Genomic DNA, 12,259 nt, shown 5'->3' on the forward strand with positions numbered 1-12,259 from the left:
CCGCTCACATCATGTATCCAGCCGTCCAGCCGCCATCGACGGCCAGCACCTGGCCGTTGACATAGCTGGCGGCCGGCGAGGCCAGGAACAGCACCGCCTCGGCGATCTCTTCCGGCTGGGCAGGCCGGGCGAGGGGCACATGGTCGAGGAATTCCTGCGTGCGCCCGGCGAACTTGCCGTCCTCGCCATAGAACAGCTTGGCGGTCAGCGCCGTCATCACCGACCCCGGCGCGATGGCGTTGGTGAGAATTCCCCTGGCGCCGAGTTCGATTGCCATCGACCGCGTCAGATGGATGATGCCGGCCTTGGCGGCGACGAACGGGCTTTGCAATCGCATGGCGGCGAGCCCGACGACGGAGGCGATGTTGACGATGCGCCCGCCCTTGCCGGCGTCAAGCATCGGGGCCAGTGCTGCCCGGCTCACGATGTAGAGGCCATCGAGGTCGATGCCGGTGATGCGGTGCCATTCGTCGGCCGGGAATTCGTCTAATGTGACGCGATGCGCCAGCGTGTTGACGCCGGCATTGTTGATGAGGATGTCGAGGCGACCATAGCGCCGCATGAGCGCGGCGATCGCGGCGTCCACCGATGCGGGGTCGCGGATGTCGGTGGTGCAGGCCATCGCATCGCTCAACCCGGCCGCGACCTGGCGTGCGCCCTCGCCATTTATGTCGGCGACGACGATCGCCGCGCCATTGTCCGACAGGCGTTTGGCGATCGAACTGCCGATGGCGCCGGCGGCTCCCGTGACCAGCGCCACCTTGCCTCGCAAATCGCAGCGCATGTCCCGTCAGCCTCCCGCACAGGTTATGCTATTATAATAATCTGGCGGCAGGAACAAGCAGCTACACGGGCGCGCGAGACTTATTCCGCGGCCGCCCCGACCGCGCCCTTGCGGGCGGCATCGACCATCCGCCGGCGCGCCCGGAACACGCCCCATTGCTGGTCGACCAGCACGCCGATGAGGATGACGCCCCCCATCACCGCGAAGTTGAGCGAGGAGGGGATGCCGAGCAGGTTGACCAGGTTCTGCAATTCCTGCAACAGCACCGTGCCGAGGATGACGCCTATCAGCGAGCCCTCGCCGCCGCGCAGCGAGAAGCCGCCGAGCACCGCCGCCGCAATGGCGTAGAGCTCGTAGAACTGGCCATGGCTGGCCGGCGAGATGGAGCGCGTGTACATGGCGAAATAGATCGCCGACAGCGCGGTGAGCACGCCGCAGATGACGTAAGCCGCCATGACGACGCGCCCGGTGCGGATGCCCGAATATTTCGCCGCCTCCTCGTTCTTGCCGATGGCGTAGAGATAGCGCCCGAACACCGAGCGGTGCAGCACCACCCACATGACGATGGCGATGACGATCAGCGCGAAGAAGGAGTTCGGCACGCCCCAGGAGCGGCCGGCGGTCAGGAATTCGAGATCGGGAAAATTCTGGCCGAAGGCGAAGCCTGCCGTGCCGTCGGCGGTGTAGAAGCGCGCGACGCCGCGGTAGATCAACAGGCCGCACAGGGTCACGACGAAGGGCTGCAGCTTGAGCCGCGTGATCAGCCAGCCATGCGCCAGCCCGATGATCGCGCCGAGCACCAGGATCAGTACGAAGGCGATAGGCCATCCCATGCCGCGCACGGCGATGAAGTCGATGAACAGCGTGCCCAGCAGCGCGACGACGGAGCCGACGGAGAGCTCGATGCCGCCGGTGATGATGACGAAGGCCTGGCCGATCGACAGGATACCGAAGAGACCGATGAGGTTCGAGGTGTTGGCGAGATTGATCGGCAAGAGGAAGCGCGGATTGATGACGGCAACGATCGCTCCGACCACCAGGATCAGGATCAGCAGGCCGAGATCTTTCTTTGTCATCGTCGTCTCCGCTTAGCTAAGGCGCGTCGCGCGCTTCAGCTCTTTGTTTATGCATGCCGTTGCCGCAAAAAACCGCGGGCAACTTTTGCGCGGGCATGCATTAGTTTGCCGGCTTGCCCACCGCGAGCAAAAGCACGTTTTCCTGGCTGAAATGGTCCTTGTCGAGGATGCCCGAGATCTGGCCCTCATGCATCACGGCGATGCGGTCGGAGACGCCGATCACCTCTTCCATGTCGCTGGAGATCATCAGCACGGCGACGCCGGCATCGGCCAGCGCCCGCATCAACCCGTAGATCTCCGCCTTGGCGCCGATGTCGATGCCGCGCGTCGGCTCGTCGAGGATCATCACCTTGGGGTTCATGGCCAGCCATTTGCCGAGCACGACCTTTTGCTGGTTGCCGCCAGACAGCGTGCCGGTGCGTGTCTGCACCGAAGGTGCCTTGATGCCGAGATTCTTCTTTTGCTTCTCGGCGGTAGCCGCTTCCGCGCTGTTCGAGACGAGCGTGCGTTTGGCATGTGCCGGCAAATTGGGGAGTGAAATGTTCTGCGCTATCGACAGGTCGAGCAGGATGCCGGTCAGCTTGCGGTCTTCCGGCACGAGGAAAATGCCTTGCGCGACGGCGTCCGCCGCGCTCGCCAGCGTCAGCGGCTTGCCGTTGAGCTCCAGCGTGCCGCCAAGGCTGGCTTCGATGCCGAAGAAGACCCGTGCCAGTTCGGTGCGACCGGAGCCGACGAGGCCGGCGAGACCAAGGATTTCGCCGCGCCTGACGTCGAGATCGACCGGCCGGCTGGGATAGGTGGGGGTGCGGACCGCCTTGGCCGAGAGCGCCACGGCGCCGGGGGCACGCGCGGCTTCGGAGGCCTTCTCGCGTTCCTTCAGCATGCGGCCGATCATCAGCTTGACCATCTGGTCGTGGTTGATGTCGCGCTTGCCCAATGTTCCGGCCAGCATGCCGTCGCGCAGCACGACGACGCGGTCGGCGACGCGCTCGATCTCGTGCAGGCGGTGCGAGATGAAGATGACCGAGATGCCGTCGGCCTTCAACGCCTTGATGACGTCGAGCAGCTTGTCGGTCTCGGCGAGCGGCAGGCTCGATGTCGGCTCGTCGAGGATGACCAGCTTTGCCTTGATCGACAGCGCCTTGGCGATCTCGACCATCTGCTGCTGCGCCAGCGAGAGATCCGCGACCTGTGTGTCGGCGGAAAAATTGGCGCCGACGCGCTTCAGCAGCGGCGCCACCATTTCGCGCAGTTTCGCGCGGTCGACCAGCCGCAGCGGCCCGGCGCGCAGCGGCTCGCGGCCGAAGAAGATGTTGGCGGCGACATCGAGATTTTCGAACAGATTGAGTTCCTGGTGAACGAAGGCGATGCCGGACCCCAGGCTGCCCTCCACGCTCAGGCCCTTATGGGCGGTGCCGTCGACCGTGATGGTGCCGGTATCCGGCGTGGTGACGCCACCGAGGATTTTCATCAGCGTGGATTTGCCCGCGCCGTTCTCGCCGACTAGGCCGATGACCTCGCCCGGCCTGACCTCCATCGAAAACCCGTCGAGCGCCACGACGCCCGGATAGGTCTTGCGCACGTTCTCCAAGCTGAGGAACGGGGTGGTCGCAGCGATGGATGTGTCGGAATAATTCATCATGCCTGACAGCGTTTGGCGGGCTCACAGACTGACTGGCCTGATCGAACCCGTCAATAAAAAGCGAAACGTCGCGCCGCCCCTCACCCTTACCCTCTCCCCGAATAGAGACGGGGAGAGGGGCTCGCCAGCGTCGCGGCCATCTCCCTTCTCCCCGTCACTATACGGGGAGAAGGTGCCGGCAGGCGGATGAGGGGCAGCGCCAACGCCGATCAGTTACCTGCCATCGCCTTGAGATTGGCGGCATAGGCGTCGACGTCATCCTTGCCGATGATCTTGGTCGGGATGATGATCAAATTGCCGGCCGGGATACCCGACTTGTCGCCCTTGAGATAGGCGGCCATCAGCTTCATGCCCTGATAGGCCCATTCGAAGGGCTGCTGCACGACGGTGGCGGCAACTGTGCCTTCCTTGACGCCGCCCAGCGTGATCGGATCGTCATCGAAGCCGACGACGGTGATCGAGCCGAGCTTGCCGGCGTCGCGCAGCGCTTCATAGATGCGCGGCGTGTTGTAGGAGTAGAAGCCGACCATGCAGGTGACGTCGGGGCTGGCGACCAGCGCGTCCTCGACATTCTTCTTGGCGCGCGCCTGGTCGATGTCGTCGCCGCGCACGTCGACGAGCTCGATCTTGGTGCCGGCGAGACCGTCCTTCATGCCCTGGATGCGCTCCTTGGCATTGTCGGCGCCGAGCAGGCCGACGAAGCCGAGGCACTTGCCGCCGTTCGGCATCGCCTTCTTGGCGATTTCGGCCGCCTGCTTGCCGGCGTCGACATTGGACGAGCCGATATAGGCGACACGCTTGGTCTGCGGAGCATCCGAGTCCGTGGTGAACAGCGCCGTTTGCGAGGCGATCTTGTTCAAGCCATCGGTCGAGGTCTTGGGATCGACGGCCGAGACCATGATGCCCTTGACGCCGGCGGTCACCAGATCGTCCATCAGCCGCTGCTGGATGGCGACCGAGGATTGTTCGGGATATTTGAGTTCGAGCGTGTAGTCGGGCAGTTCGCCCTGCGCCTTCTTGACGCCGGCTTCGGCCGCTTTCCAGAAGTCGGAAGCGCCGTTGACGACGAAGGCCAGCGTCGGCTTGTCGTCGGCGCGCGCGATGGCCGTCGCCGTCAGGCCGACAGCCAGGGCCGCGGCGGCCATGGATGCATTACGTATCAAGGATTTCATGTTCAACCTCCCGTTTTGGTCAGTCGTAGGACTGGCCGGACTTGCTCACTAGAATTGTCTTGCTCACCTGAATTGCCGTCTGCGGCGTGGACGCCCTCCTCCTCAAGGGGTTCCCGGCACTGAAAAGAATGGCGTCGTTCCCAGCCACGGCCACGGACTTTAGACAACCATTCTTCATTCGTAAATAGTCCGATTTGTCTGACATATCACATATCTGAGACATGGTTTGTGGAAGCAATATCCGCTCGCCATCGGGCTATTCACAGACACGTCCACCGCAACCGGACCGATCAGGCCGGATGCGGTGGATTGACGGTACAGCGCATCCTTGTATTAGTAAATACTATTAGCAAAGGACCGATCTGGTGGCGCTCGGGTGTCATAGCCGAACCGATTCGATGGCGCAGCGATGCTTGTCCGAGCGCAGCCGGAGCCCTTGCGATCTGGGTATTTTTGCGAGGCTGGGCCTGCATGACGGGATGGGCTGCAAAGGGTGCTAATAGTTATTAGTTTGCCCGACGCGCCCACGGACTGGCGGCGTCACGTCATCTTGTCGGCCCGGCAGGCCGCCGTTAGACAGGCTGGGGATTGGGGGACATCTACGGCATGAGCGAGACGACGGACCCGGACATCGCAACCGCGAAGCGTCGCAAGGCGCCGGCAAAGCCCAAGGGCCGCGTCACCATGACCGATATAGCGCGCGCCGCCGGCTGCTCGCAGGCCACGGTTTCCTTCGTGCTCAACAATTCGCCCGGCATTCGCCTGTCGCAGCAGACCCGCGAGCGGGTGATCGAGGCGGCGCGGGCGCTCGGCTACAGCGCCCCTGCCTTCTCGGCGCTGAAGCAGCCGGTTGCGGCTTTCGAGGGCGCCGCCTTCGACGGACTCGACGGCGTGATCGGCTTCTGTGTCGACCAGCTCGCCACCAGCCCGGAGGCCGTGGTCGCCATAGAGGGCGCGCGCCAGGCCTCGTGGAATGCCGGCAACGTGCTTTTGGTGGCGCAGACCATGGGCGACGCCGTGATGGAGCCGCGCGCCATTTCAGCGCTGACCAGGCGGGGCATTTCGGCGCTGATCTACATGACCATCTTCACCCGCGAGATCACCGCGCCCGATTTCCTCTACGGCCTCAACATCCCGGTCATCCTGCTCAACTGCTACACGTCGGACTATGCCTTCCCCGCCGTGGTGCCCTCCGAGATCGCCGGCGGCCAGAGCTCGACCCGCCATCTGATCAGTCACGGCCACCGCCGCATCGCCACCATCACAGGCGAACCCTGGATGCAGGCGGCCCAGGACCGCCTCAAAGGTTACCGCCGGGCGCTCGCCACCGCCGACATCCCGTTCGACCCCGAACTGGTGGTGGAGGGCGACTGGTCGGCCAGCGCCGGCTACGCCGCGACTGTGAAGCTGCTGGCCCTGAAGGACCGCCCGACCGCCATCTTCTGCCAGAACGACCGCACCGCGATCGGCTGCTACGAGGCGCTGAAGGAAGCCGGCCTGCACATCCCGCAAGATATCTCCGTCGTCGGCTACGACGACGAGGAAATCGCCCGCCATCTCTTCCCGCCGCTGACCACCTCGATCCTGCCGCATATGGCCATGGGCCAATGGGCGATCGAGCAGCTGGAAGCGCCGGCGGTGGCGGGACGGGGGCGCTATCCCATCACCAAGCTGGAGTGTCCACTGGTGGAGCGGGAGAGCGTGGCGACGTTCAGGGGCTTCGCATAAACCACCGGTCCCTTGTCCCGTCCCGGATGCAGGCATTCACCGTGCTCCCCGCGTCTTGGCTTCATCTCGATAGGAGTCTAGCCTGCGCCTGCAGCCGGGGGAGGCGCCTATGACATCGAGTTTCACCGTTCATGACGCGTCCGGCTACGAGCAACTCATGGGCCGCTGGAGCCGAAAGCTCGCGCCCAAGTTCATCGGCTTCGCCGGACTTGCCCCTGGCGAAAAGATACTCGACGTTGGCTGCGGCACCGGCAGCCTGACGTTCGAGCTGGCGAAATCCGCCGAACTCGCGTCGATCGAGGCAATCGACTTTTCGCCTGTTTTCGTCGAGGCGGCAAAGCGGCGCAACGCCGATCCGCGCATCGAAATCCAGCAGGCGGATGCCACCGCCTTGCCGTTCGCGGACAATGCGTTCGACCGTGCGCTGGCCCTGCTGGTGCTTCATTTCGTGCCGGAAGCCGGCAAGGCGGTTGCCGAAATGCGCCGTGTTACGCGGCCGGGCGGCGTGGTCGCGGCCGTGGTGTGGGACCATCTCGGCGGCATGGCGGGCATGCGCATGATGATCGACACTGTGGCGGCGCTCAGCGAGAGCGGACGCCAGCTGCGCAGCCGCTATTGCTTCCAGCCGATGATGCAGCCCGGCGAAATGAAGCGGAGTTTCGTGGAACAGGGGCTGGCCGACGTGACCGAAACCGAGCTGATGATCCGCATGGATTATCAGGACTTCGCCGATTATTGGGCGCCGATATCAGCCGGCGAGGGCCCGCTCGGCAAATACATGACCACGCTGGAGGCAGCCGAACGCGAGCGCGCCGAGGCTGCCGTTCGCGATGCCTATCAGGCCGGACGACCGGACGGGCCGAGGTCGTTCGCCAATGTGGCCTGGGCGTGCAGGGGCATGGTGCCCTGACCGCAGGCAGCGAAGCGCCTTTAAAAGCTGCTGTTGTCAGGCCTGCCGTGCAACCAGATCGACATAGCGTTGCAGGTAGAGTGGCCAGCCCTGATCGCCGGCGACGGCATCGCGGACGCCTTCCCAGCCCTGGCCATGGCGCTCCAGGTTCCTGTGCTCGATCTCGACGTGGGTACGCTCAGCCGTTTCGGCGGTGAACCGCACCTCCCACTCGCTGGTTCTGGCCGGGTCGGTCTCGATGCGCCATTGCGGGCTGATGTCCCAGCTGAGGAGCACGCGGTTGGGCGGCTCATAGGCCAGCACGCGCGCCCAGCGGCACTCGCTGCCGTCGACGCCGCGATCATAGACGTGGCCGCCGACCCGACGCTCGAACACCGTCTCGGCGACCTCGGCTGCAAGCAGATTGTGCTCGGGCGGTTTGAAACTGCCGAAATCCTCGGTGAAAACCTTGAAGGCGCGTTCGATCGGCGCCTCGACCACGACGGACTGTTTCACGGAGGCGATGGGGACCTGGGTGTTCATGGTGACTCCTCTGGTGGGGTCTCGACAGCCAGCTTGTAGGCCGCGAGAGTCTTGCTCCAGAACCGGTCGAGCCAGGCGCGCATCTGGCCAAGCCCGTGCGGATCGATGTGGTAGACGTTGCTGGCGCCCTTCGGCTCCGCGCGCACCAGCCGCGAATCCCTGAGCACCTTCAGGTGTTGTGACACCGCGGACTGCGACACGCTGACCTGCCGCGTGACCTCCGCCACGGAGCGCGGCCGCTCCGCGATCAGCTCGAAAATCTGCCTTCGGGTCGGATCGCCCAAGGCGGCAAGCTGTGCACTATCAACAGTCATGACTTATGATTAGTGCAGACTGATGATTGAGTCAAGCGGGCGCACCTAGTAGGCCCTGTTTGGCAGTGCGGGAATTTCTCCCGAAAGAGAGATCGCATTCGTTTGGATGGAAGGAATTACGTCAGGTCGAGATCCACCCGGCCGCGAGATCTATCCCTTGCGTTCTTCAAGGCTGTTGCCGCCGTCGACGACGAGCAAGGCGCCGTTGATATAGCTGGCGCTCTCGGAGGCCAGGAACACGACTGCCGCCGCGACCTCGTCCGGCCGGCCGGCGCGGCCCGGCGGCGCATGCAGGGCCGCTATCCGCTCCGGCTCGCTCGAGGCGCCTGTCTCGATCCAGCCCGGCGCCACGGCATTGGCGGTGACGCCGTGCCGCGCCACTTCCAGCGCCAATGTCCGGGTCAGGCCGACCATCCCGGCCTTAGCCGCGGAATAGGCGGCGGTGCCCTGGTAAGAGACCAGCGGCCCGGTCACCGATGCGACATTGACGATGCGCCCATACCCCGCTTCGACCATCGCCGGCAGAAACGCCCTGGTGACGAGAAACGCCGTCTTCAGGCTGGTGTCTATGCCCTGGTCCCACTCGGCCTCGCTCATCGTCAGGAACGTCTTGTCGACGGACGGCGTCGCCAGCGATCCCATGCCGGCATTGTTGACCAGGATATCGACAGTACCGACCTCTGCCCGCAGCCGCTCCACCTCCGCGGCGATGGTGAGATCGGCGATGGCGGCTTTGGCATCGATGCCCTCGCCGCGAAGCCCGCCGGCGCGCTCAAGCACCCGCGCGCTGGCGCCGGTCAGGAAAACGGCATGCCCGGCCTGGCCAAACTGGCGCGCAATGGCGAAGCCGATGCCGTCGACAGCGCCGGCGCCGGTGATCAGGACACGCCTGGTTTTGGGGGTGGTTGCGGCCAAGTCAGGCTCCAAAACCCGTTCGGGCCAAACGTGTCACCTATGTCTCCGGTACAAACCGTAACCTGTGTGTCGGGAACGGACCCTATGGAACTGGCATCCCACGGTGGAGGAAAGCGACAACTAAGTCCACACCACACCCCAGCAATAACGGTCCTAATCAACCAGCTACGGCTTGCGGCGCGATGTGCTGCGAGGGGACGCTATGATAGGCCTGCTGCGATTGTGAGGCAAAGCGCCTGCCGGCGCGAAGATAGGCTCCTGCCGAACGGACTCCCGGAGAGGCTGGGACGGTGGTGAGCGGTCGGCGCGAGCGAACCGGCCGACGAGCTCTTGCATCGGACCCTGGGGCCCCCCTTACGGCGAGGGTCCGGAACGGGAGGTCGGTATGGCAGCGAAAAGGAGCGATGGTTCGGTCCCAGGGAGATAGCGCGGCGTCACCACCAAGGCGCGCTGCCGAGCAAGCCTTAGTCGGCGATTTCGAATGGAAAGACCTTCTTCCAATCCTGCTTCATGTCGACGACAATCCAGCCCCGCTTGGACGCCTGGTCCCAGGCCTTGTCAAGCTTGCCGACCGGCGAATTTCGGTCATAGGCGTATTCGCGCTTGGCGTCGGTGTGATGCACGACCCCCATGAATCGCGCTCCATTGCCGGAGGCGGTCCATTCCAACATCCGCTGGTCACCATCCGAATTGCCGAAGGCAAGGATCGGCTTGCGCCCAATGAACCTGTGGATACCGACAGGCTTGCCCGGACCATCGTCGATGAAATCGACTTTCGCATCCTTGACCAATGCCGGCGTTCCATCCGGCTGAACCGTGAATTTCGTAATCCCTGACGAGCCGACAATCCTTTCGGGCGGAATGCCGTAGACCTGCTCCACCCAGGGGCGCATGAAATCAATTCCACCGCCCGAAACGATGAACATCTTGAGCTCGTTTTGCCGCAGATACTCCAGCAACTCCAGCATCGGCTGGTAGACAAGTTCGACATAGGCGCGATTAAAGCGTGGGTGCCGGGCGTTTTTTGTCTATTCGACGACCGCCTTTGTGAACTCCTCCGTGGTCATTCCGGCGTGCGTCGCCGCCATGATCTCGAAAATCCCCTTCTCGCCCGAAGCGAGCAAGGCCTTCTGGTCGTTGGAAATCACCGATTTGGCGCCATCGATCAACTGCCTGATGGCGCGCCGCGCCGGGTGATGATGAGAACTACGTCTACGCTATAGCCCTCCTTTAGGCAGTTTCGCACCCAGGATTTCAGCAGACCGCCGATTGCCCCGTTGCACAAAGCGGCGACGAAGGAGGACTCCATGCAATCGGGCAACGTTTGAAGGTCTGAAATGGGGCCGACTCCAGAAAGGCCGGTTCCGGCCAGACGACCTGAATAAGCCGACATTCGGCTCACGGTCCCATGTCTGCCATTCAACAACCTATTGCCTGTCGCCAAATGGGCCATCGGAACTCGAGCAAGTGGCGACCTGAACCCGAGTGTCATTGACCGAACCGATTGGTCGGCAGCCCACCTACCCGCACCGCGACCGCAATGTCGCAGAGCGCGCATAGACGACAACTGGAAAAGTGCCAAGAGTGTTGGACAGGGCGTGGAAGACCGCTCCTCCCAACGCTTGGCAGCAGGGCTTGTTAGAGCTGTGCCTTATCAACGAGGCATCTTAGAAGGCCGAGCGTCTCTGATGCGTAGACGCTCGGCTATCTAGCGTTATTTCAGTCGGGAGAGGCTACCAGTTGTCGGCAGGTCGAGAATTTGCGAGATCACCATAATATACAGACGGAAGTGCCTTCGCGAGGAACGAGAACTCCGAATGGCAATGGCGCATCAGCCTCAGTCCGATCTCGTCCGGGACAGCGTGGCCGCCCTTGTCGCTATCGAGACCAAGAACGAATCTGCTTCGCAGAACGAGGCCATCGGGCGTGTCCCGTGTGACGTGCATCATCCGGCCGCTTGTTGGAATTCCATGCTCGTCAACCTCAACATCATCGCCAAAGCCAATTCCGGCGTAGAAAAGTGCGGATACGCCGCCCACCTTCTTTGCGGCATCGATGTCCGTGGCACTGAAGTATGCGGCTGGGCTTAGGAATTTGATGGTTGCTTTGACCGGAGGAACCTCTCCTAGCGACTCCGTCGCCCTTATCGTCGCGCCGATGTAGTTCTCACCTTTTTTCCAAAGCTCGTCCCAACCGAAATGGCGCTTGTGATCAATTGGGTGCCACCAGCGAAGGTGTTCGTCGGTTTCAAAATACTTGAACCACCATTCCAGCATCGCTCCATTGCACCCTGGCATTATCGTTCTGCAGGCGACCGTGAGGGTGCCGGAGGCGAAGCGCTCGATACCCATTTCGAGTCTAATTGGGTCGGCGTGCAGCAGTGCGACAGGGATTGCTGCGTCCAATTCATGTTGCATTTCCATCTCCCATATTTAGGAAACGTTCTTCGTTTCCTAAATATGATCGGTATACCGTTCGTACAACGTTGGTCAAGGAGATCAAGATTGGAAAAGCGAGCGAGAGGGCGTCCGGCCCGTAATCGGCTTGAGGTGGAACGCAAAATTCTCCAAGCCTCAACACAGCTTCTGTTTGACCAGGGATTTGCCAAGTTCAGCATAGATGCGGTGTCGCGTAGCGCAGGAGTTGCCAAAAAGACTGTTTACGCTATGGCGGCCAATCGTGAGGAACTGGTCGGGAAAATCGTAGCGTCCTGGACTGAGCAACTCCAAACCAGTGGAGATCACCGGCCGGGCGAGCCGCGTCCTGATCCGGGGAGCTTGCGGGAGCTATTGAGCAGGATTTTTCGGATCGCCCTATCCAAGGAAGCTGTAGCCCTTTTCCGTCTCATCTGCGCTGACACGGAGGGCCGAGAACGGCTCGCAGAAATCTATAATCGAAACGGAGTCGAGCGGGGAGTGCTGGCCGTGGCGAACTGGCTGCGCGAGTACCAAGCCGATGTCCAATCATTTGATGGCATCCGATCTGCCCGGATGATCCTTGCCGCTCTTGTTGCTGAACCCTTGCGCAGGGCCGCTATCGGCCTTGAAACACCATGGAACGATAGCGATGAGGAAGTCACCGCACGGGTTGGAGAATGCGTGGAGTTCTACGCACGTATATTGTTCAAAGAGTTGGGCACGGCACCATAGCGGCCATCGTGGCGCGTCTGGTGATAAAGTTTCGTCTCTGATCGACT

At 62.7% G+C, this 12,259-nt stretch carries 11 protein-coding genes and 1 pseudogene; 3 read left to right on the top strand and 9 right to left on the bottom strand.

The window, feature by feature from the left end:
- Positions 1 to 4 precede the first annotated feature (4 nt).
- The 4 genes from EN824_RS22005 to EN824_RS22020 form a co-directional block, all read right to left on the bottom strand.
- The gene (locus EN824_RS22005; protein ID WP_135862675.1) at positions 5 to 784 is read right to left on the bottom strand and encodes an SDR family NAD(P)-dependent oxidoreductase; all 780 of its coding nucleotides are present in this window, start codon (positions 782 to 784) and stop codon (positions 5 to 7) included.
- 80 nt (positions 785 to 864) lie between these two features.
- Positions 865 to 1,860 carry an ABC transporter permease gene (locus EN824_RS22010; protein ID WP_127871236.1) on the bottom strand — a complete coding sequence of 332 codons (996 nt, stop codon included), beginning with the start codon at positions 1,858 to 1,860 and terminating at the stop codon, positions 865 to 867.
- A gap of 100 nt (positions 1,861 to 1,960) precedes the next feature.
- Positions 1,961 to 3,499 carry a sugar ABC transporter ATP-binding protein gene (locus tag EN824_RS22015; RefSeq protein ID WP_135862999.1) on the bottom strand — a complete coding sequence of 513 codons (1,539 nt, stop codon included), beginning with the start codon at positions 3,497 to 3,499 and terminating at the stop codon, positions 1,961 to 1,963.
- Positions 3,500 to 3,711: 212 nt separating this feature from the next.
- On the bottom strand, positions 3,712 to 4,674 hold the full coding sequence (locus EN824_RS22020; protein WP_127275274.1) for a sugar-binding protein: 963 nt from the start codon (positions 4,672 to 4,674) through the stop codon (positions 3,712 to 3,714).
- A 606-nt stretch (positions 4,675 to 5,280) separates the two neighbouring features.
- Between EN824_RS22020 and EN824_RS22025 the strand changes: the two genes are divergently transcribed.
- Positions 5,281 to 6,402 carry a LacI family DNA-binding transcriptional regulator gene (locus EN824_RS22025; protein ID WP_189343556.1) on the top strand — a complete coding sequence of 374 codons (1,122 nt, stop codon included), beginning with the start codon at positions 5,281 to 5,283 and terminating at the stop codon, positions 6,400 to 6,402.
- Between the two features lie 109 nt (positions 6,403 to 6,511).
- Positions 6,512 to 7,312, top strand: coding sequence for a class I SAM-dependent methyltransferase (locus EN824_RS22030; protein WP_135917675.1), 801 nt, complete (start codon positions 6,512 to 6,514; stop codon positions 7,310 to 7,312).
- A gap of 36 nt (positions 7,313 to 7,348) precedes the next feature.
- Here the strand turns inward: EN824_RS22030 and EN824_RS22035 are convergent, their stop codons facing one another.
- From EN824_RS22035 to EN824_RS22055, 5 genes and pseudogenes are all read right to left on the bottom strand, one after another.
- Positions 7,349 to 7,834, bottom strand: a complete 486-nt coding sequence (locus tag EN824_RS22035) for an SRPBCC family protein (RefSeq protein ID WP_135932705.1) — start codon at positions 7,832 to 7,834, stop codon at positions 7,349 to 7,351.
- Positions 7,831 to 8,148, bottom strand: a complete 318-nt coding sequence (locus tag EN824_RS22040; RefSeq protein ID WP_135882673.1) for a metalloregulator ArsR/SmtB family transcription factor — start codon at positions 8,146 to 8,148, stop codon at positions 7,831 to 7,833. The genes EN824_RS22035 and EN824_RS22040 overlap by 4 nt, the downstream gene beginning before the upstream one ends.
- Before the next feature lie 150 nt (positions 8,149 to 8,298).
- Complete coding sequence (locus tag EN824_RS22045; protein WP_135921935.1) at positions 8,299 to 9,063, bottom strand: SDR family NAD(P)-dependent oxidoreductase; 765 nt, start codon at positions 9,061 to 9,063, stop codon at positions 8,299 to 8,301.
- Positions 9,064 to 9,527: 464 nt separating this feature from the next.
- A pseudogene (locus EN824_RS22050) lies at positions 9,528 to 10,217 on the bottom strand (HAD family hydrolase); the annotation flags it as partial.
- Between the two features lie 579 nt (positions 10,218 to 10,796).
- A complete protein-coding gene (locus tag EN824_RS22055; RefSeq protein WP_210236365.1) occupies positions 10,797 to 11,480 on the bottom strand; it encodes a hypothetical protein in 684 nt (227 codons plus the stop codon).
- An 87-nt stretch (positions 11,481 to 11,567) separates the two neighbouring features.
- On the opposite strand from EN824_RS22055, the gene EN824_RS22060 reads away from it, so the two are divergent.
- Positions 11,568 to 12,212: a TetR/AcrR family transcriptional regulator gene (locus tag EN824_RS22060; protein WP_189343555.1), complete on the top strand. Its 645-nt coding sequence runs from the start codon at positions 11,568 to 11,570 to the stop codon at positions 12,210 to 12,212.
- The last annotated feature ends 47 nt before the right edge of the window (positions 12,213 to 12,259 follow it).

The sequence above is a fragment of the Mesorhizobium sp. M8A.F.Ca.ET.181.01.1.1 genome (genome assembly GCF_004792025.1).
Taxonomy (GTDB): Bacteria; Pseudomonadota; Alphaproteobacteria; order Rhizobiales; family Rhizobiaceae; genus Mesorhizobium.